Source organism: Pseudomonas tremae (genome assembly GCF_023278125.1).
Classification (GTDB): domain Bacteria; phylum Pseudomonadota; class Gammaproteobacteria; order Pseudomonadales; family Pseudomonadaceae; genus Aquipseudomonas; species Aquipseudomonas tremae.
Genome location: NZ_CP066270.1, coordinates 5,618,154 through 5,639,296 on the forward strand (window position 1 = coordinate 5,618,154; position 21,143 = coordinate 5,639,296).

Genomic DNA, 21,143 nt, shown 5'->3' on the forward strand with positions numbered 1-21,143 from the left:
TCGAAAATTCGAGTGATCAGCCAGCGAGTTGACCAACGAAGGGGTTCGCAAAGGTGAAGAACAGAGCGATACCGACACCGATCATGGTCACGGCGTCGAGCAGGCCCGCAACGATGAACATTTTAACTTGCAGCATTGGAACCATTTCCGGTTGACGCGCAGCGCCTTCCAGGAATTTGCCGCCCAACAGGCCGAAACCGATTGCAGTACCCAGTGCGCCCAGGCCGATCAACAGTGCAACAGCGATAGCGGTTAGACCAACTACAGTTTCCATCTTTCCTCCCGACTTTTACGTCGTATTGGTTAGGTTTTATTAATTGAAGCGGTAAAACAAAATCATTTTTACATCAGCCCTTGCGGGCACCGCCCCGCCAATGGCGGAACGGTCATCAGATACGTCCTGAGACGAATCTCAATGGTTATCTTCGTGAGCCATCGACAAGTAGACGATGGTCAGCATCATGAAGATGAACGCTTGCAGGGTGATGATCAGGATGTGGAACACAGCCCACGCCCACTGCAGCACGACACCCAGACCGCTGAGCCACAACAGACCGCTGCCGAACATCACGGCGATCAGAATGAAGACCAGCTCGCCAGCATACATGTTGCCGAAAAGACGCAGGGCAAGAGAAATAGGCTTGGCGATCAGCGTCACGAATTCCAGCAGGAAGTTGACCGGGATCAACAGCGCCTGCACGAGGATGTTCTTGCTCGCGAACGGGTGAAGGGTCAGCTCGCCGATGAAGCCGCCGATACCTTTGACCTTGATGCTGTAGAAAATGATCAACGCAAATACCGAAAGGGCCATGCCCAGGGTAGCGTTCGGGTCAGTGGTCGGTACGGCGCGGAACGGGATGTGCTCGTCGCCAGAGATCAGCATCGCCAGTTGTGGAATCCAGTCAACCGGCACCAGGTCGACCGCGTTCATCAGGAATACCCAGACGAAAATGGTCAGCGCCAGCGGCGCGATAACCGCGCTGCGACCGTGGAAACTGTCTTTCACGCTGCCGTCGACGAACTCGACCAGGACTTCTACGAAGTTCTGCAGAGCGCCTGGCTGACCGGAAGTTGCCTTCTTGGCCGCCATGCGGAAGATCAGAACGAAGATCAGACCCAACGCAACCGACCAGCCGAGAGTATCGACGTGGAAAGCCCAGAAACCCATTTCTTTGGCTTCTGCTGCGGTGTGGGCAAAGCCCCATTCGCCATTGGGCAGGTGCCCGAATGTCAGGTTCTGCAAGTGGTGCTGGATATAGCCCGAAGCTGTTTGCTCTGCCATGGTTGCCTCAAACGCCCTAAGGTCTCGAAAGTCTTGTTCTCGTAAGCAGGGGAGCGAACCAGTTGACCACCTGGATCAACATGAACGCGCCGAATACAGCCAGCGGCGCCAATGGCTTCACACCTGCGAACGTCAATGCAAAAAGCACTGCCGTGAAAATCAGTTTGCCTGCCTCGCCGGCGTAGAACGACCGGACAATGGCTTGCGCTGCTCTGGCCCCGGAAAACCGGAATGCCTTGTGAGCAAAGTATAAATTGGGTAGCCAGGCGATCAGGCCTCCGCAGAGTCCCGAATATCCCGCCACGACTCCCTGCCACTGCCACAGCACCAAAGCGGCGATGAGCAGGACGATCAATTGAGCCAGCAATAACGGAAAAACCGCCAGGCGATAGAACGGCAAGCGGTCTGGCATGCGGGATTCCATCGCAACTGCTCCTTTGATGTCGGTCGCCATAATCAATAACTTGGCATAATTTGTGCCGACAAAATGCGCGCAGAGTATAGGGGCGGTTCAGCCCCTATTCAACAGTCGGGTAGTGATTTCCGACTATACGCTACAGAGCAATTGTTTCAGCGGATGTGGGCAAGCACCCCTTGGAGCTCGTCCAGCGAGTTATAACGGATCACCAGTTGCCCTTTGCCCTTCTGTCCGTGACGAATTTGCACCGCAGAGCCCAAACGCTCGGCCAGACGCTGTTCGAGTCGGCTGATATCCGGATCGGTCTTGGCCGGTTCTGCTGCCTCCGGCTTGCCACTCAGCCACTGCCTGACCAACGCTTCGGTCTGGCGTACAGTCAGCCCTCGTGCGACAACGTGTCGCGCCCCTTCTACCTGCCTGTCTTCGCCCAGACCGAGCAACGCACGGGCATGGCCCATCTCGAGGTCGCCGTGGGACAGCATGGTCTTGATGACTTCAGGCAAGGCAATCAGGCGTAGCAGGTTGGCCACGCTGACACGCGACTTGCCCACGGCATCTGCCACCTGCTGCTGGGTCAGCTGAAACTCCTGCTGCAAGCGCTGCAGCGCCATGGCTTCTTCGATCGGATTCAGGTCTTCGCGCTGAATATTCTCGATCAACGCCATCGCAATCGCGGTTTCGTCCGGTACATCACGAACCATCGCCGGGATCGTTTCGACACCCGCCTGCTGACTTGCGCGCCAGCGACGTTCACCGGCAATGATCTCGAAGCGGTTATCGCCGATAGGACGAACCACAATCGGCTGCATCACGCCCTGCGATTTGATCGATTGCGCGAGTTCTTCAAGCGCTTGCGGGTCCATATCGCGGCGCGGCTGGTATTTGCCACGCTGGATCAGGTCGAGCGGCACATGCTGCAACTCACTTGGAGGGGCCTTGACGGCTTGTTCTTCCAGCGAACTGACGGTTGGACTGCTCAGAAGTGCGTCCAACCCACGTCCGAGACCTCGTTTCTTGACGGCCATGGGAATTCCTTAGGTTGGCTGAGCGGTTTTTGCGCCGCGACGTTGACGACGAACCAGTTCACTTGCCAGGGCCAGGTAGGCTAGCGCTCCTCGAGACGATTTGTCATACGCCAGCACCGGCATACCGAAACTCGGCGCCTCGGCCAGCCTGATGTTTCTCGGGATAACCGTGTCGTACAGCTGCTCGCCGAAGTGTTCCTTGAGCTGCGCCGATACATCGTTGATCAGGCTCAGGCGCGGATCATACATCGTGCGCAGCAGGCCTTCGATCTTCAACTGCGGGTTCAGCAACTCGCCGATGCGCTTGATGTTATCCACAAGGTCGCTGAGACCTTCGAGCGCGAAGTACTCGCACTGCATGGGGATAATTACACCATCTGCCGCAACCAGCGCGTTCAACGTCAGCATCGACAGCGACGGCGGACAGTCGATCAGGATGTAATCGTAATTCTCGCGAATAGGCGCCAGCGCATTGCGCAAGCGGCTTTCCTTCATCTGCATTTCGAGCAGGACCACTTCGCCCGCCGTCAGATCGCGGTTAGCCGGGAGCAGTTGATAACCACCGTGCTCTGAAAACTGCATGGCCTCGCCCAGATCGCATTCGCCGATCAACAGGTCATAGACCGAGTTCTCAAGGTTGTGTTTATCCACACCGCTGCCCATGGTCGCATTGCCCTGGGGATCGAGATCGATCAACAGCACACGGCGCTTGGTCGCGACCAGCGACGCGGCGAGGTTGATACATGTGGTGGTCTTGCCGACCCCACCTTTCTGGTTCGCTATCGCGAATACCTTAGCCATTCTTGCTTGTGTTCCCAGTCATGCCGTGCGGCGCAGTATCAGCAGATGGCGTTGGCCTTGGCAACCCGGAACGGTCAAGGCTTGTGCGCTATCGAGGTGAAAATCCGAGGGCAATGCTACCAGTTCGTCGACAGGATGCAGACCTTTCATCGCCAGCCAGCGTGTATTGACGTCGCCCATGTGACGCGTCCAGCCAGCGAAGTCTTCAAGGCTGCTGAATGCACGGGAGATGATCCCGTCGAACGGCGCATCAGGCTGATAATTTTCTGCACGGCTGTGGATAACTTCAAGATTATTCAGTTTCAGCTCCAGTTTGACCTGTGTCTGAAACCGGGTTTTCTTGCCATTGCTGTCCAGCAACGAAACTTTTCGCTCCGGAAACAGGATGGCCATGGGAATGCCAGGCATCCCACCGCCGCTGCCGACATCCATCCAGCGCGTCCCCTCGATGAAGGGCACCACGCTGAGGCTGTCGAGCAGATGTCTGGATACCATTTCGTCAGGATCGCGCACTGCGGTCAGGTTGTAGGCCTTGTTCCATTTGATCAACAGGGCCAGATACGCCAGCAATTGCTCGTGTTGAGACTGGGTCAGTTCGATCCCCAGCTTTTTGGCACCGGTGGATAACTCTTCGGCATGCTGCGGGGTGACCATAGAACTCAAGCGCTTTGCTCCAACTGACGGCCCGCGCCGCGTTTTTTCAAATGGATCATCAACAGGGAAATTGCGGCTGGTGTGACACCTGGGATGCGCGATGCCTGCCCCAGTGTTTCCGGACGAGTTATCCCCAGCTTGCTCTGAATTTCTTTTGACAGGCCGGATATGCCGGCGTAATCGATGTCTTCTGGCAATCGGGTGTCCTCACTGGCGCGAAGCCGGGCGATTTCATCCTGCTGGCGGTCAATGTAACCGGCGTATTTTGTCTTGATTTCGACCTGCTCGGCCACTTGCGGATCGATACAGCCTTGGCCTGTGATGTTGATCAGGCTGGCGTAGTCGATTTCCGGACGAGTGAGCAAATTGAGCAAGTTGTATTCGTGAGTCAGCGGCGTACCAAAGTGCGCGGCAATCGCATCGCCCTGTTCGGTACCGGGACGAACCCATGTACTTTTCAGGCGCTGCTCTTCCTGCTCGATACTCTCGCGCTTGGTGCAAAACGCCGCCCAGCGAGCGTCGTCGACGAGACCCAGCTCACGACCTTTTTCGGTCAGGCGAAGGTCTGCGTTGTCCTCACGCAGAATCAGCCGGTATTCGGCACGGGATGTGAACATCCGGTAAGGCTCTTGCGTTCCGAGGGTAATCAGATCGTCGACCAGCACGCCGATGTAAGCTTCATCGCGACGCGGGCACCAGCTGTCCCGGCCCTGCGCACGCAATGCGGCGTTGGCTCCGGCGAGCAGGCCTTGTGCTCCGGCTTCTTCGTAACCGGTGGTGCCGTTGATCTGTCCTGCAAAGAACAAACCGCCAATAACCTTGGTTTCGAGGCTGTATTTCAGATCACGCGGGTCGAAATAGTCGTATTCGATGGCGTATCCGGGGCGAACAATGTGTGCGTTTTCCATCCCGCGAATCGATTGCACGATCTGCAGCTGAACGTCGAACGGCAACGACGTGGATATACCGTTGGGGTACAGCTCGTGGGTGGTCAGGCCTTCCGGTTCGATGAAGACCTGATGGCTTTCCTTGTCGGCAAAGCGATGGATCTTGTCTTCGATCGACGGGCAATAGCGCGGGCCAATGCCTTCGATCACACCGGAATACATCGGTGAACGATCCAGATTGGACGCGATAATTTCGTGAGTGCGTGCGTTGGTGTGGGTAATCCAGCAACTGACCTGCTTTGGGTGTTGCTCCTTGGAGCCCAGGAACGACATCACCGGGATTGGCGTATCACCCGGTTGCTCGGTCATGACCGAGAAATCCACAGAACGGCCGTCAATGCGCGGCGGGGTTCCGGTTTTCAATCGGCCTACACGCAGAGGTAATTCACGCAAGCGATGAGCAAGTGCGATCGAAGGCGGATCGCCTGCCCGACCGCCTGAATAATTCTGCATACCGATGTGGATAAGTCCACCAAGGAACGTACCGGTCGTCAAAACCACCGAGTCGGCGAAGATGCGCATGCCCATCTGGGTCACCACACCACGAACCTGATCCTGTTCGACGATCAAGTCATCACAGGCCTGCTGAAATATCCACAGGTTGGGCTGGTTCTCGAGGGTTTCGCGAATAGCGGCCTTGTACAACACACGGTCTGCCTGAGCACGAGTGGCTCGTACTGCCGGGCCTTTGCGGCTGTTGAGCACGCGAAACTGGATGCCGCCCTTGTCGGTAGCCATTGCCATGGCGCCGCCAAGCGCGTCGATTTCCTTGACCAAGTGGCTTTTACCGATGCCACCAATGGCAGGGTTGCAGCTCATCTGGCCGAGCGTTTCCACGTTGTGCGTCAACAGCAGGGTTTTGACACCCATGCGTGCCGACGCCAGTGCGGCCTCGGTACCGGCATGACCGCCACCGATGACGATCACTTCAAAACGGGAAGGGAAATCCACCACGCACCTCGTGCCTGTTGTCGATGAGAAATTGGGATAGCTGACAAGTATAGGGACTTACCTCACCTGAATGAAACCCGTTGGACAAAATTTAACCAGCTGTGGAAAACTCGCGAATAAAGAAAATAAAAAGGAAAGAAAGTTTATAAAGCCTTGTTTTTATGTTTATTCTTACTGAGCACCTTTTCTGTGGATAGAACGCTAAAAGCCTTTATTTACTTTGTGTACAGAGATTCAAAAGTCTGTGTTCAGGTGCCACTGAGGGGTTGGGATAACCGTCCGGAGCCTGTTGATAAGATAGCCACTTGTCCACAGGGCTATTTATCATCAGGTTTACACCCCGCTTACCCACCGAGCTGAAGGGCGGTTATTCACAGGGTTTAATCCACAGAAAACCTGGTGATTGCTAAAAAAAGACGTAAAAAGTCTTTCCGATGCCGAGTTCTGTCCGGCTGAATCGGTGGATAATGTCTGGCGGGAGGAAACGGTGGTTATTTGCCGATGCAGAAGCTGGAGAAGATCCTGCCTAGCAGGTCATCGGAACTGAATGCACCGGTGATTTCGCCGAGTGCCTGCTGAGCCTGGCGCAGATCTTCTGCCAGCAGCTCACCGGCACCTGCCAGCGTCAGCTGAGCCCTGCCGTGCTCGAGTGAGTCACTTGCATGGCGCAGCGCTTCAAGGTGGCGTCGGCGAGCGCTGAAGCTGCTTTCGGAAGTCTGCTCATAGCCCATACAGGACTTGAGGTGCTCACGTAACAGTTCAAGCCCTTCACCACCAGACCTTGCACTCAAGCTGATCGTGACATGGCCATCTTCACTTGTTTGCAGACCTACGCTGTCACCGCTCAAGTCCGCCTTGTTACTAATCAGCGTAACCTTCGATGGGTCCGGACGCTGCTCAAGGAATTCCGGCCACAGGGCAAACGGATCCATGGCCTCAGGCGCGGTGGCGTCTACTACCAGCAGAATTCTGTCGGCCTCGCCTATCGCTTTGAGAGCTCGCTGTACGCCAATCATCTCAACCTGGTCCTGCGTATCACGCAGACCGGCGGTATCGACGACGTGCAACGGCATGCCGTCGATGTGGATATGTTCGCGCAGTACATCGCGAGTCGTGCCGGCAATCTCAGTCACAATCGCCGCTTCCCTACCTGCTAGCGCATTGAGCAGGCTTGATTTGCCGGCGTTAGGACGCCCTGCTATCACCACGGTCATGCCATCGCGCAACAATGCTCCCTGCCCTGCTTCACGCAATACTGTGGATAACTCAAGGCGCACGTCATCCAGCATGCCAAGAACATGGCCATCGGCGAGAAAGTCTATTTCCTCCTCGGGAAAGTCGATAGCCGCCTCGACGTAGATACGCAAACTGATCAATTTCTCGGTCAAGTTATCCACACGTTGGGAAAAAGCCCCCTGCAGCGAGCGCAATGCGTTGCGCGCTGCCTGTGCAGAACTTGCCTCGATCAGGTCCGCGATGGCTTCGGCCTGAGCCAGATCGAGCTTGTCATTCAAAAATGCCCGCTCGCTGAATTCACCCGGACGCGCCAGTCGACTGCCCAATTGCAGGCAACGTTGCAAAAGCATGTCCAGAACGATCGGGCCGCCGTGGCCCTGAAGCTCCAGTACGTCCTCGCCGGTAAACGAGTTGGGCCCCGGGAAATACAGTGCGATCCCTTCGTCCAGCACTTGGCCCGTACCGTCGGAAAAAGGCCCGTAATGGGCATACCTCGGTTTGAGTGTACGACCGGCGATGGCGTATGCGGTCTTGCTGGCCAGAGGTCCTGACACACGCACGATACCCACACCTCCTCGTCCTTGGGCGGTGGCAATGGCAGCAATGGTTTCACGAGGAACGTTCATTCCGGCTCCGGGACAAATGACAGATAGCAAAACGCCCCACTAGGGGGCGTCTTGTACAACGTGTTCACAGGTTAGATCAGGCAGCAGCTTTCTTGGTAGCCGCTTCTATCTTGCGAGTGATGTATGCCTGCTGTGCGATCGAAAGGGTGTTGTTCACAACCCAGTACAGGACCAGACCAGCAGGGAACCACAGGAAGAAGAACGTGAAAATGATTGGCATCAGTTTCATGACCTTGGCCTGCATCGGGTCCGGCGGAGTCGGGTTAAGACGCTGCTGGATAAACATGGTTGCGCCCATGATGATCGGCAGGATAAAGAACGGGTCCTTGATGGACAGGTCGGTTATCCACAGGATCCACGGTGCCTGGCGCATCTCGACGCTTTCCAGAAGTACCCAGTAAAGCGAAAGGAAAACCGGCATCTGCACAAGAATCGGCAAGCAACCACCCAGCGGGTTGATCTTTTCCTTCTTGTACAACTCCATCATCGCCTGGGACATCTTCTGACGATCATCGCCATGTTGTTCCTTGAGCACTGCCAGCTTCGGAGCAACGGCACGCATACGCGCCATCGACTTGTAGCTTGCAGCAGACAGTGGGAAGAACAGGCCTTTGATCAGCATGGTCAGAACGATGATCGACCAGCCCCAGTTGCCGAGAATTGCGTGGATATGTTGCAGCAACCAAAAGATCGGCTGGGCAATGAACCACAGAAATCCGTAATCGACTGTCAGCTCCAAGCCTGGGGATAACTCTTTGAGTACCGCCTGGCTTTTCGGACCTGCGTACAGCGTGGCGCTGGTTTCACCTTGCGCACCAGGCGCGACCGTCAGAGTCGGGCTGGTAAAGCCAATGATGTAATTGCCTTGGCTGTCTTTACGGGTCTGAACACTGTTGGTGGCATTGTGATCAGGAATCCACGCGGTCACGAAGTAGTGTTGCAGCCAGGCAACCCATCCGCCCTGCACGGTTTCTTTGATCTGACCCTTGTCGATATCTTTCATCGACACTTTTTTGTACGGTTCAGCTGCAGTCCAGAGTGCTGCACCCAGGTAGGTTGCGGTACCGGTAGCAGTGGTGGACGAAGGATCGGAGCTAGCATCACGCTTCAATTGTGCGAACAGGTTACCTGCCCACGGTTGCGCGCTCTGGTTATCCACAACATAAGTCATGACCAGATCGTACAAACCACGCTTGAACGTAAAGCGCTTGATGTAATTGACGCCGTTTTCCGAGAATTTCAGCTCCACGACCATCGAATCCTGGCCATCAGCCAGTTGATAAGTCTTTTGCGCGGAGGAGTAAACCGGACGACCGGCTGCTCTGGCATCAGGGCCGTTCGTACCTGTCAGGCCGCTTTGTGCCAGAAAAGTACGTTCGCCGCCATTATCGAACAGCTGGAAAGGCACGTCAGGACGATCCTGACGACGTGGATACAGAGGCAGACGAAGCTGAACGACGTCACCACCTACCGGATCGATCGCCAGATCCAGCACGTCAGTCTTGACGTGGATAAGGTCTTTGCTGGCTACGGCCGGAGTTTCAAGAGGCGCTGCAGCCGTGGTATTGGCAGTTGCGCTTGGAACATCGGCACTTGCAGAACCATTGGTTCCAGCAGCCGTATCCGGTATGCCCGGTGCGGGGGTGCTGGCTGCAACATTCTGGGTAGGCATGGCAGCCTGACCGTAGTCCTGGTTCCATTTCAGGACCCCGACATAGGTCACGATTGCCAGGGCGACGATCAGGATCGTACGTTTAATATCCATGATTACTCGGCCATCGAAGAAGAACGGGAGGTGGGGACAGCTGGAACCGGGTCATAACCACCGGGATTCCAAGGATGACAGCGACCCAGGCGACGAATTGACAGCCAGCCGCCGCGTAAAAGGCCATGATTTTCAATGGCTTCATACGCGTAGCAGGAGCAACTGGGGTAGAAACGACAGTGGCTGGCCATCAGCGGGCTAATGGCATAGCGATAGAACTGGATCGGAACGAGTGCCAGTTTACGCATCTGGACTGTCTACCCCTGCAGGTTCGGGTTTGGTTTCTGGAGCAGGTCGGCTACGCGCCAGACGTTTCCAGAGCTTGCCGAAATGCTGAATCAGTTCCGGGTTTTCTACGTCACCCAAACCTTTGCGCGCGACGATAACGATATCCCAACCGACCAAACTGTCTTGGTGTTGGCGAAACGATTCGCGCATCAGGCGTTTCAAACGATTGCGCTCGACGGAGAGCTTCACGCTCTTTTTACCTATCACCAGCCCCAGACGGGGATGATCAAGGTCGTTGTTGCGCGCAAGGAGCAGGAGATTTTTCCCCGGAACCTTGCCGGTAGGGGAGTCAAAGACTGCCTTGAAATGGCGGGGGGTCAGCAAACGCTTTTCCCGACTGAAGTCTCGACTCACCTCCTGTGCCGATTTATCAAACTGCCAGACGCTTACGGCCTTTGGCACGACGACGCGAAAGGACTGCGCGGCCGTTTTTGGTGGCCATGCGTGCACGGAAACCGTGGGTGCGGGCGCGCTTGATAGTGCTGGGTTGGAAAGTACGTTTCATGGCGTGTTACCTGGTTCGTCCACTACGGGCCGGAATGGCCCCCGTTTTAAGAGACCGGGGATTCTAGAGAAAGCAGGCCCGCAGGTCAATTTCCAACCAGCTTTTCTTCATATATGCCTTTTTACCGACAAAACCCTCTGCAGCCGTCTCCTGAGAAGGCCAAGGCAAGTCAGTTATAGAAATAAAAAGAAAGAGAGTATTTAAAGCTTCTTTATAAAGCTTATAACTCTTACGTCGCGGATATCTGTGGATAACATTCTGCAGACCACGATATACGGTCTGTACAGCGTTTCAAAAGGTTGTCGAGAAACAGTGCTCTACCTGTGCCGCGACCTCGGAAAAGCTGTGCATGAAACGCTATCTTATCCACAGGTGAGTTATGCACAGACTTTAGCCCTCACTTATGCAACGGGCTGAATGCGGGTTATCCACAGAGCTCAGGTCCTGACCGTCTGTCGCCTGCCCTCTGCATAAATCATTGATTTATAGCCCTCTGTCAGCAACCTACATGTGGATAAGTCGCCTTCGGGTCGTTACAATGGCTGCTGTTTTTGCCTCACCGGCTTTCAACTCAGGGGATATCCGTGTCAGTGGAACTTTGGCAGCAGTGCGTGGAGCTTTTGCGCGATGAGCTGCCTGCCCAGCAATTCAACACTTGGATCCGTCCACTACAGGTCGAAGCCGAAGGCGACGAGTTGCGTGTCTATGCACCGAATCGTTTTGTTCTAGATTGGGTCAATGAAAAATACCTCGGTCGCTTGCTCGAACTTCTGGGCGAGCATGGTCAAGGCATGGCTCCTTCTCTTTCCTTATTAATAGGAAGCAAGCGCAGTTCGGCGCCGCGTGCTGCGCCCAATGCGCCATTAGCTGCTGCTGCATCCCAGGCGCTGTCGGCCAACTCGGTCAGCAGTGTTTCGGCTTCAGCTCCGGTTACGTCTGCGCCGGCTCCCGCTATGTCGACGCCTGCGCCTGTCAATAACGTTGCCAGTCACGACGAGCCTTCACGTGACAGTTTCGACCCAATGGCCGGTGCCAGCTCTCAACAGGCTCCCGCACGTGCCGAGCAGCGCACCGTGCAGGTCGAGGGCGCGCTCAAGCACACCAGTTACCTGAACCGCACGTTTACCTTCGAGAATTTTGTCGAAGGCAAGTCCAACCAACTGGCACGCGCTGCGGCCTGGCAGGTCGCCGATAACCCCAAGCATGGCTATAACCCGCTGTTTCTGTATGGCGGTGTAGGTCTGGGTAAAACGCACTTGATGCACGCGGTGGGTAACCACCTGCTAAAGAAGAACCCGAACGCCAAGGTTGTCTACCTGCACTCGGAGCGCTTTGTAGCGGACATGGTCAAGGCCCTGCAGCTCAACGCAATCAACGAGTTCAAACGCTTTTATCGTTCGGTCGATGCGCTGCTGATCGATGACATTCAGTTTTTTGCTCGCAAAGAGCGTTCGCAGGAAGAGTTCTTCCACACGTTCAATGCGTTGCTGGAAGGCGGTCAGCAGGTCATTCTGACCAGCGATCGTTATCCCAAAGAAATCGAAGGCCTGGAAGAGCGACTAAAATCGCGTTTCGGCTGGGGACTGACCGTTGCTGTCGAACCGCCGGAGCTGGAAACGCGCGTAGCCATTCTCATGAAGAAGGCAGATCAGGCTAAAGTCGATCTGCCCCATGATGCGGCGTTTTTCATCGCGCAGCGCATTCGCTCCAACGTTCGTGAGCTCGAGGGCGCGCTCAAGCGAGTCATTGCGCACTCTCACTTCATGGGTCGCGACATCACCATCGAGCTGATTCGCGAGTCGCTGAAAGACTTGCTGGCGTTGCAGGACAAGCTGGTCAGTGTGGATAACATTCAGCGCACTGTGGCCGAGTACTACAAGATCAAGATTTCCGATCTGCTGTCCAAGCGCCGCTCCCGTTCGGTAGCGCGGCCACGCCAGGTGGCCATGGCGCTTTCCAAGGAGCTCACCAACCACAGCTTGCCGGAAATCGGTGACGTGTTCGGTGGCCGGGACCATACAACTGTTTTGCACGCGTGCCGAAAGATCAACGAACTCAAGGAATCCGATGCGGATATCCGTGAGGACTACAAGAACCTGCTGCGCACTCTGACCACGTGATGACGCCAGTGCAGCTTATTAAGGCAAGGGACTAGACCATGCATTTCACCATTCAACGCGAAGCCCTGTTGAAACCCCTGCAATTGGTCGCCGGCGTGGTAGAACGCCGCCAGACCTTGCCGGTTCTTTCCAATGTGCTTCTGGTCGTACAAGGTCAGCAACTCTCCCTGACCGGTACTGACCTGGAAGTAGAGCTGGTTGGCCGTGTACAACTGGAAGAGCCAGCGGAGCCTGGGGAAATCACAGTTCCGGCCCGCAAGCTGATGGACATTTGTAAAAGCCTGTCCAACGATGCGCTGATCGATATCAAACTTGATGATTCCAAGCTCATCGTCAAGGCAGGCCGTAGCCGTTTCACGTTGTCCACCTTGCCTGCCAACGACTTTCCTACCGTCGAAGAAGGCCCTGGTTCCCTGACCTTCAATCTGGTGCAAAGCAAACTGCGTCGTTTGATCGAGCGCACCAGCTTCGCGATGGCTCAGCAGGACGTTCGCTATTACCTGAACGGCATGCTGCTGGAAGTCAGCGCAGGCATTCTGCGAGCTGTCGCTACCGATGGTCACCGCCTGGCAATGTGCTCGATGTCTGCTGATATCGAACACGCCGACCGTCATCAGGTCATCGTGCCGCGCAAGGGTATCCTCGAGATGGCGCGCTTGCTGACCGAGCAGGACGGTACAGTCAGTATTGTTCTGGGTCAGCACCACATCCGTGCGACCACTGGCGAATTCACCTTTACCTCTAAACTGGTAGACGGCAAATTCCCGGACTATGAGCGTGTTCTGCCAAAAGGCGGAGACAAGCTGGTACTGGGTGATCGGCAGGCTTTGCGTGAAGCGTTCAGCCGTACCGCGATTCTTTCCAACGAGAAGTACCGCGGCATCCGTCTGCAGCTGGCCAGCGGCCAATTGAAGATTCAGGCCAATAACCCTGAGCAGGAAGAAGCAGAAGAAGAAATCAGCGTCGAGTACAGCGGCGACTCGCTGGAAATCGGCTTCAACGTTAGCTACCTGCTCGACGTACTGGGTGTCATGACTACCGAGCAGGTACGCCTGATTCTGTCCGATTCGAACAGCAGTGCTCTCGTGCAGGAGTCGGATAACGACGATTCCGCCTACGTCGTCATGCCGATGCGTCTGTAACATCATGTCCAGCGCAACCTAGATGTCTCTTAGTCGCGTATCGGTCACCGGTGTGCGCAATCTGCACCCGGTGACCCTCTCCCCCTCCCCGCGTATCAATATCCTCTACGGTGCCAACGGCAGCGGCAAAACCAGCGTGCTGGAAGCTATCCACTTGTTGGGGATTGCCCGATCGTTTCGCAGCAGTCGGCTGTTACCTGTTATCCAGTACGAGCAGCCCTCTTGCACGGTTTTTGGACAAGTCGACCTTGCACAGGGCGGCCACAGCAATCTTGGCGTGGCTCGTGACAGGCAAGGCGATTTTCAGATCCGTATCGATGGTCAAAATGCACGAAGCGCGGCGCAGCTTGCCGAGATCTTGCCGTTACAGCTGATCAATCCAGACAGCTTTCGTTTACTCGAAGGTGCTCCCAAGATCCGCAGGCAGTTTCTGGATTGGGGAGTGTTCCACGTGGAACCTCGTTTCATGGCGACCTGGCAACGCCTTCAGAAGGCCCTCAAGCAGCGAAACTCGTGGCTGCGGCATGGTACACTTGACGCCGCTTCGCAGGCGGCGTGGGACCGAGAGCTGTGTCAGGCAAGCGATGAGATCGATGAGTTTCGTCGAGCGTATATCAAGGCCTTGAAGCCGGTATTCGAGCAGACGTTAAGTGAGCTTGTCGAGCTTGAAGGTCTGACCCTGAGTTACTACCGAGGCTGGGACAAGGAAAAAGAGCTGAGCACTGTGCTCGCCTCCTCCCTGCATCGGGATCAACAAATGGGCCATACCCAGGCCGGACCACAACGTGCGGATTTACGCCTTAGATTAGGCGCGCACAATGCGGCAGATATCCTGTCTCGTGGTCAGCAAAAACTGGTGGTCTGTGCATTGCGTATTGCACAGGGCCATTTAGTCAGCCAGGTCCGCCGCGGCCAGTGCATCTATCTGGTGGATGATTTGCCTTCCGAGCTGGATGAGCATCATCGTCAGGCACTTTGCCGCTTGCTGGAAGAATTACGCTGCCAGGTATTTATAACCTGTGTAGATCAAGAATTTTTGAGGGAAGGCTGGCAGACGGATACGCCAGTTGCTTTGTTCCACGTGGAACATGGCCGTATCACCCAGACCCAAGACCATCGGGAGTGATTGCATGAGCGAAAACCAAACGTACGACTCGTCCAGCATTAAAGTGCTGAAAGGACTTGATGCCGTACGCAAGCGTCCCGGAATGTACATCGGTGATACAGACGATGGCAGCGGTCTGCACCACATGGTGTTCGAGGTGGTTGATAACTCGATTGACGAAGCTTTGGCAGGCCATTGCGACGACATCAGTATCATCATCCATCCAGACGAATCTATTACCGTGCGCGACAACGGCCGCGGTATTCCGGTAGATGTGCATAAAGAAGAAGGCGTGTCGGCAGCCGAGGTCATCATGACCGTGCTCCACGCAGGTGGTAAGTTCGATGACAACTCCTACAAAGTATCCGGCGGTTTGCACGGTGTAGGTGTGTCGGTTGTTAACGCATTGTCGGAGCTTTTGCTGCTGACAGTTCGTCGCAGCGGCAAGATCTGGGAACAGACATACATTCACGGTGTTCCTCAGGAACCGATGAAAATCGTCGGCGAGAGCGACAGTACCGGTACTCAGATCCACTTCAAACCGTCTGCTGACACGTTCAAGAACATCCACTTTAGCTGGGACATCCTGGCCAAGCGTATTCGTGAACTCTCGTTTCTGAACTCCGGTGTCGGGATCGTTCTCAAGGATGAGCGCAGCGGCAAAGAAGAGCTGTTCAAATATGAAGGTGGTCTGCGTGCTTTCGTGGAATACCTGAACACCAACAAGACGCCGGTCAACGAAGTGTTCCACTTCAATATCCAGCGCGATGACGGTATCGGTGTTGAGATTGCCTTGCAGTGGAACGACAGCTTCAACGAGAACCTGTTGTGCTTCACCAACAACATTCCGCAGCGCGATGGTGGTACTCACCTGGTGGGTTTCCGTTCTGCATTGACACGTAACCTGAACAACTACATCGAACAGGAAGGTCTGGCCAAGAAGCACAAGGTCGCGACCACCGGTGACGATGCGCGTGAAGGTCTGACGGCAATTATCTCGGTTAAAGTGCCTGATCCCAAGTTCAGCTCGCAGACCAAAGACAAGCTGGTTTCGTCTGAAGTCAAAACCGCTGTTGAACAGGAAATGGGCAAATACTTCTCCGATTTCCTCCTGGAAAACCCGAACGAAGCCAAAGCGGTTGTCGGCAAAATGATCGACGCGGCTCGCGCTCGTGAAGCTGCACGCAAGGCTCGTGAGATGACCCGTCGCAAGGGTGCGCTGGACATTGCCGGTCTGCCGGGCAAACTGGCCGACTGCCAAGAGAAAGACCCTGCCCTCTCCGAACTGTATTTAGTGGAAGGGGACTCTGCTGGTGGATCAGCCAAGCAGGGGCGTAACCGTAGAACCCAAGCCATCCTGCCGCTCAAGGGCAAGATCCTGAACGTTGAAAAAGCGCGTTTCGACAAGATGATCTCTTCTCAGGAAGTAGGCACTTTGATCACCGCGCTGGGCTGTGGCATTGGCCGTGAAGAGTACAACATCGACAAGTTGCGTTATCACAACATCATCATCATGACCGATGCTGACGTCGACGGCTCTCACATCCGTACCCTGCTGCTGACCTTCTTCTTCCGTCAGTTGCCTGAGCTGATCGAGCGTGGCTACATCTACATCGCTCAGCCACCGCTTTATAAGGTCAAGAAAGGCAAGCAAGAGCAGTACATCAAGGACGACGAGGCCATGGAAGAGTACATGACCCAGTCGGCTCTCGAAGACGCCAGCCTGCACCTCAGCGAATCGGCACCGGGCATTTCCGGACCGGCGCTGGAGAAGCTGGTCAATGACTTCCGCATGGTCATGAAGACCCTCAAGCGTTTGTCACGTCTGTACCCTCAGGAACTGACCGAGCACTTTGTCTATCTGCCGCCGATCACTCTCGAGCAGCTGTCCGACCATGAAGGCATGCAAGCCTGGCTGGCACTGTTTGACGCGCGTCTGCGTACCGGTGAGAAGTCGGGTCTGGTCTACAAGGCCAGCCTGCGCGAAGACCGTGAACGTAATGTCTGGCTGCCCGAGGTCGAACTGATCTCCCACGGCCTGTCGAACTACGTCACCTTCAACCGCGACTTCTTCGGCAGCAACGACTACAAAACCGTTACAGCTCTGGGGCTACAGATCAGCACGCTTCTGGAAGAAGGCGCCTACGTGCAACGTGGCGAGCGCAAGAAGCCTGTCAACGAGTTCAAGGAAGCCCTCGCCTGGCTGATGGCTGAAAGTACCAAGCGCCATACCATCCAGCGCTATAAAGGGCTGGGTGAAATGAACCCGGATCAACTGTGGGAAACTACCATGGACCCAAGCGTGCGCCGCATGCTGAAGGTCACTATCGAAGACGCCATCGGCGCTGACCAGATCTTCAACACCCTGATGGGTGATGCGGTCGAACCACGCCGTGACTTCATCGAGAGTAATGCGTTGGCGGTGTCTAACCTGGACTTCTGATAGCTGTCGACGGGCAAGTTAATTGTCATGTTCGCTCAGGTTATTGTCATGACGAAAAGCGTCACTACCCCGGCTTAGCGCCGGGGTTTTTCCTATTTGGTTGAAGGCCTTAGATATAGCTAGGCAGCATTTATGGCTTTGCTTTTTGTAGCGCAGCTACAAGGGTGTATCGGAAAATTTGGCTTTAACTAACGTAAAAACCAGAAGGCCTGACAGACGGCCTAATACGAGACCATTTCCGACAGTCAAGGAAGCACCGCCCATCAGCCGCTCAAATTGCTGCTGATGGGAGGGTTGGTGGAACACGGTTGGGGCTTCATTAAAACGAATGGCATTCTGAGCACCCAGGCACCCAGGCACCCAGGCGTAGGTGGTCTAGGTGGGCAAAGTTATTTGCCATTCCGGTCAAAGTTAAACGGTTTGGCTAAAGTTAATTGCCACCTAAGATAAAAACAAAACCCCCAGCAGATGCAGATCTGTTGGGGGTTTTGCGTATTCAGCTGTGGTGTTTTGCATAAAATCTAGGCAAAAAGCTAGCAGAGTAACAGCACATTGCGGCTTCGCTACTTTGTTACAATCAGCCCATCACACTCCGCTTTAAGGGTGCGAGTGACATTTTCAATCGCAGGTCAGCACCTGTGCTTTCATCATGGCGAATTCGAAACAAGGCACGCAGTTGAATATGGATTATCAGGAACTCCAGCAGCTAGAATCCGACCTTTGGGAGGCCGCTGATCAGCTACGGGCGAACTCCAAGCTCACCGCTAGCGAATACTCGATGCCCGTGTTGGGGCTGATTTTTCTACGGCATGCCACAACTCGTTTTTATGCTTTGCTCGAAGAAGTGGAAAGTAGGATTCCAGCTCGGGCTGTTGGTCAGCTGCGTGAAGACCGCATCAAATTGGGTTTTCAGGGTAAAGCGGCAATCTACCTGCCGGAAATCGCCCGCTACGAATACCTAGCTGGTTTGCCCGCCAGTGAAAACATCGCAGCAGCTATCCATGAAGCTATGCAGGCGATTGAAGACAGTGTCACCGATCAGGACGGCAACAAGCTGCTGGCGGGTGCTCTGCCCAAAAACTATCACGGGCTAGAGCGCGACCTACTACCTGACCTGATCAAGATTTTTAACCGCCCTGCTCTGCAAAATACCAGTGGTGACGTGTTCGGGCGGATCTATGAATACTTCCTAAACGAGTTCGCCAAAAGCGGTGCTCAGGAAGGTGGTGAGTTTTTCACGCCACCAAGCTTGGTGCGGATGATAGTCAAAGTGATCGAGCCTGATCACGGCACCGTGCTTGATCCTGCATGTGGCTCGGCGGGCATGTTTGTGCAGACTGGCCACTTCATGGAGGACGTCCGCCACAAGCTTACCCATGATGCAGACATCACCTTCTACGGTCAGGAAAAGGCTGAGGTCAACAGCAAACTGGCTCGGTTGAACCTCGCGGTACACGGCCTGGAAGGTAAGATCCTGCTGGGTAATACCTTCTATGAAGACCAGCATCAGCTGGTTGGCGGGTGTGACTTTGTCATGGCCAACCCACCATTCAATGTCGATGGTGTACAGGTTGCCAAGATCAAAAGTCAGGTTGGTACTCTCGAAGACAACCCACCCAAGCGTTTGCCTTTTGGTTTGCCTGGCACCGCAGGCAAAAGTAGAGGCAAGGACGCCACTGAAACTATTTCGAATGGCAACAGCCTGTGGATTCAGTATTTTTACAGCTACCTAAATGCCACTGGCCGGGCCGGATTCGTCATGGCAGCCAGTGCCTCGGATGCAGGTAATAAAGATAGAGACATTCGCCAGCAACTGGTTGAGACCGGCCATGTGGACGTGATGATGTCCATCGGGCCAAAGTTTTTCTATACCCGTAGTCTCCCCTGCACTCTGTGGTTTTATGACAAGAGTAAGCCGAAAGAACGCTTGGACGGCGTGCTGATGATTGATGCTCGCAATGTCTACACCGTGGTCTCGGCGCGTTCCCATGTGTTCACTGAAGAACAGCTGAGCAACCTGTCGGCTATTACGTGGCTATACCGTGGTCAGTCTGAACGTTTTGTTGAGTTACTGGGGCACTACCAACAGCAGCTGGCTGGGCATCTGCAACAGTTGCCCGAGCGGATTAATGCGGATAATCAGCAGATCAGCTTGTTAGACAAAGCACTAAGCGATCTTGCCGATGCGACCTTACAAGATACGGCTGTTGCCATTGCCCGTACTAAATTGGGTGAAGGCCATGGGCTAACGGATGAGCTGTTGGCCAGCTTTCGCGATGAGTTGAAGCAGGTGCAGACGGAAAGCCATGTATGGCAACAGCTCATAGATAAGGCGCTGGTTGGGGCTAAGTCGTTGCTGGGCGAGTTGTCTACCCCTGGCAACTTAACCGCTCGCAAAACAGCGCAGGGCAAGGCGGATGAAGGTAACGCCATCCTCAAGGCGGGCCTTGCCGCACTTGATACCCGTCACAAGGCTTGGCTGAAGCTGCTGGATATGGCAGACAAGCAACTGCGTAGCCGCCAATGGGCTTCTGCGGGCTACACCTTTGCTTACGAAGTTTGCCGTGAGGTAAAAAAAGCCCTACACCACCGCGATGTGTGTAGTGGTCTAATGATTCCGGACACTCATTTAGGCGAGAATATCGCCAGATATAGAGGTGTCTGATGACCAAGCAACGCCGTACCTTCTCCGCTGAATTCAAACGTGAGGCCGCAGGCCTCGTGCTCGATCAAGGTTATAGCCATGTCGAAGCTTCTCGCTCGCTTGGAGTGGTCGAGTCTGCGCTGCGTCGCTGGGTTAGCCAGCTCCAGCAGGAGCGCAATGGCGTGACGCCTCAGAGCAAAGCCCTGACGCCCGAGCAGCAGAAAATTCAGGAGCTGGAAGCGCGCATCGCTCGTCTTGAGCGGGAGAAATCCATTTTAAAAAAGGCTACCGCGCTCTTGATGTCGGAAGAACACGAGCGCTTGCGCTGATCGATCAGCTAGGTGCCCATGAGCCGATCGAATTGCTGTGCGAGATGTTCGAGACACCTCGCTCGTGCTACTACGACCATTGCCAGCGGCGTCGGGCTCCAGACACCGAGCGGGTTCGTTTACTCAGTCGAGTCAATGAGCTGTTCGGGCAAAGTCGAAGCGCTGCTGGCAGCCGCAGTATCGTTTCGGTATTGCAGGAAGATGGCGAGCAAATTGGCCGGTTCAAGGTACGTGGCCTGATGCGGGAACTGGGATTAATCAGCAAGCAACCTGGCTCTCATGCTTATAAAAAAGCAACAGTGGAGAGGCCTGACATTCCGAACATTTTGAATCGGCAGTTCGATGTACCCGCGCCCAATCAGGTTTGGTGTGGCGACATCACCTACATCTGGGCGCAAGGAAAATGGCATTACCTGGCGGTGGTTATGGATCTTTATGCGCGTCGGGTGGTGGGCTGGGCGTTTTCAAACAAACCGGACACGGACTTGGTCATCAAGGCGCTGGACATGGCTTATGAGCAACGCGGCAAGCCTCAGGGCCTGCTGTTTCACTCAGATCAGGGCTCCCAATATGGGAGCCGACAGTTTCGCCAGCGGCTTTGGCGATACCGCATGCGCCAGAGCATGAGTCGCCGAGGTAATTGCTACGACAACTCGCCGATGGAGCGTGTATTCCGCAGCTTGAAAACCGAGTGGATACCCGCCGTGGGCTACATGACGGCCCAAGAGGCACAGCGGGATATCAGTCATTATCTGATGCATCGCTACAACTGGGTTCGGCCACACCAGTTCAATAATGGACTGGCACCCGCTCAGTACGAGAAAAAACTTAACGTCGTGTCCGGGATCAGTTGACCACTACA

Annotated in this window: 18 protein-coding genes; 6 read left to right on the forward strand and 12 right to left on the reverse strand. The window is 55.0% G+C overall.

The features are described 5' to 3' along the window. Nucleotides 1-16: 16 nt before the first annotated feature. The 12 genes from atpE to rpmH all read right to left on the reverse strand — a co-directional run bounded on the left by atpE (nucleotide 17) and on the right by rpmH (nucleotide 10,498). Nucleotides 17-274 (reverse strand): F0F1 ATP synthase subunit C, encoded by a 258-nt coding sequence (atpE, locus tag I9H09_RS25490; RefSeq protein WP_002555987.1) that lies wholly within the window; start codon nucleotides 272-274, stop codon nucleotides 17-19. 138 nt (nucleotides 275-412) lie between these two features. After that, nucleotides 413-1,282 (reverse strand): F0F1 ATP synthase subunit A, encoded by an 870-nt coding sequence (gene atpB, locus I9H09_RS25495; protein WP_005894832.1) that lies wholly within the window; start codon nucleotides 1,280-1,282, stop codon nucleotides 413-415. Nucleotides 1,283-1,298: 16 nt separating this feature from the next. Further along, a complete protein-coding gene (locus I9H09_RS25500) occupies nucleotides 1,299-1,706 on the reverse strand; it encodes a F0F1 ATP synthase subunit I (RefSeq protein WP_053931727.1) in 408 nt (135 codons plus the stop codon). A 146-nt stretch (nucleotides 1,707-1,852) separates the two neighbouring features. Beyond that, complete coding sequence (locus tag I9H09_RS25505; RefSeq protein ID WP_024669692.1) at nucleotides 1,853-2,725, reverse strand: ParB/RepB/Spo0J family partition protein; 873 nt, start codon at nucleotides 2,723-2,725, stop codon at nucleotides 1,853-1,855. Between the two features lie 9 nt (nucleotides 2,726-2,734). Next, nucleotides 2,735-3,526: a ParA family protein gene (locus I9H09_RS25510; RefSeq protein WP_005894826.1), complete on the reverse strand. Its 792-nt coding sequence runs from the start codon at nucleotides 3,524-3,526 to the stop codon at nucleotides 2,735-2,737. An 18-nt stretch (nucleotides 3,527-3,544) separates the two neighbouring features. Further along, nucleotides 3,545-4,189 carry a 16S rRNA (guanine(527)-N(7))-methyltransferase RsmG gene (rsmG, locus tag I9H09_RS25515; protein WP_236502395.1) on the reverse strand — a complete coding sequence of 215 codons (645 nt, stop codon included), beginning with the start codon at nucleotides 4,187-4,189 and terminating at the stop codon, nucleotides 3,545-3,547. Next, nucleotides 4,186-6,078, reverse strand: coding sequence for a tRNA uridine-5-carboxymethylaminomethyl(34) synthesis enzyme MnmG (gene mnmG / locus I9H09_RS25520; protein ID WP_024669690.1), 1,893 nt, complete (start codon nucleotides 6,076-6,078; stop codon nucleotides 4,186-4,188). Before mnmG ends, rsmG begins: the two co-directional genes overlap by 4 nt. Nucleotides 6,079-6,569: 491 nt before the next feature. Then, on the reverse strand, nucleotides 6,570-7,940 hold the full coding sequence (gene mnmE / locus I9H09_RS25525) for a tRNA uridine-5-carboxymethylaminomethyl(34) synthesis GTPase MnmE (RefSeq protein ID WP_122346629.1): 1,371 nt from the start codon (nucleotides 7,938-7,940) through the stop codon (nucleotides 6,570-6,572). A gap of 76 nt (nucleotides 7,941-8,016) precedes the next feature. Continuing rightward, the gene (yidC, locus tag I9H09_RS25530; protein ID WP_005894814.1) at nucleotides 8,017-9,705 is read right to left on the reverse strand and encodes a membrane protein insertase YidC; all 1,689 of its coding nucleotides are present in this window, start codon (nucleotides 9,703-9,705) and stop codon (nucleotides 8,017-8,019) included. Nucleotides 9,706-9,707: 2 nt separating this feature from the next. After that, nucleotides 9,708-9,953 carry a membrane protein insertion efficiency factor YidD gene (yidD, locus tag I9H09_RS25535; RefSeq protein WP_002551313.1) on the reverse strand — a complete coding sequence of 82 codons (246 nt, stop codon included), beginning with the start codon at nucleotides 9,951-9,953 and terminating at the stop codon, nucleotides 9,708-9,710. Then, the gene (gene rnpA, locus I9H09_RS25540) at nucleotides 9,946-10,347 is read right to left on the reverse strand and encodes a ribonuclease P protein component (protein WP_005894811.1); all 402 of its coding nucleotides are present in this window, start codon (nucleotides 10,345-10,347) and stop codon (nucleotides 9,946-9,948) included. Before rnpA ends, yidD begins: the two co-directional genes overlap by 8 nt. A gap of 16 nt (nucleotides 10,348-10,363) precedes the next feature. Further along, nucleotides 10,364-10,498: a 50S ribosomal protein L34 gene (rpmH, locus tag I9H09_RS25545; RefSeq protein ID WP_002551315.1), complete on the reverse strand. Its 135-nt coding sequence runs from the start codon at nucleotides 10,496-10,498 to the stop codon at nucleotides 10,364-10,366. Nucleotides 10,499-11,082: 584 nt separating this feature from the next. Between rpmH and dnaA the strand changes: the two genes are divergently transcribed. From dnaA to I9H09_RS25575, 6 genes are all read left to right on the forward strand, one after another. After that, entirely contained in the window at nucleotides 11,083-12,618 is a 1,536-nt protein-coding gene (gene dnaA / locus I9H09_RS25550) for a chromosomal replication initiator protein DnaA (RefSeq protein ID WP_005894806.1), read from the forward strand. 38 nt (nucleotides 12,619-12,656) lie between these two features. Continuing rightward, complete coding sequence (gene dnaN / locus I9H09_RS25555; RefSeq protein ID WP_024690562.1) at nucleotides 12,657-13,760, forward strand: DNA polymerase III subunit beta; 1,104 nt, start codon at nucleotides 12,657-12,659, stop codon at nucleotides 13,758-13,760. A gap of 22 nt (nucleotides 13,761-13,782) precedes the next feature. After that, nucleotides 13,783-14,886: a DNA replication/repair protein RecF gene (gene recF / locus I9H09_RS25560; RefSeq protein ID WP_053931722.1), complete on the forward strand. Its 1,104-nt coding sequence runs from the start codon at nucleotides 13,783-13,785 to the stop codon at nucleotides 14,884-14,886. 4 nt (nucleotides 14,887-14,890) lie between these two features. After that, entirely contained in the window at nucleotides 14,891-17,308 is a 2,418-nt protein-coding gene (gene gyrB, locus I9H09_RS25565; protein WP_005894799.1) for a DNA topoisomerase (ATP-hydrolyzing) subunit B, read from the forward strand. 649 nt (nucleotides 17,309-17,957) lie between these two features. Beyond that, the gene (locus I9H09_RS25570) at nucleotides 17,958-19,973 is read left to right on the forward strand and encodes a type I restriction-modification system subunit M (RefSeq protein WP_236502394.1); all 2,016 of its coding nucleotides are present in this window, start codon (nucleotides 17,958-17,960) and stop codon (nucleotides 19,971-19,973) included. Next, nucleotides 19,973-21,135, forward strand: a protein-coding gene (locus tag I9H09_RS25575; protein ID WP_122346372.1) for an IS3 family transposase whose coding sequence is annotated in 2 segments (ribosomal slippage) — nucleotides 19,973-20,228 and nucleotides 20,228-21,135 — 1,164 coding nt in all. Because the reading frame shifts where the segments join, the coding sequence is not laid out codon by codon here. The genes I9H09_RS25570 and I9H09_RS25575 overlap by 1 nt, the downstream gene beginning before the upstream one ends. The last annotated feature ends 8 nt before the right edge of the window (nucleotides 21,136-21,143 follow it).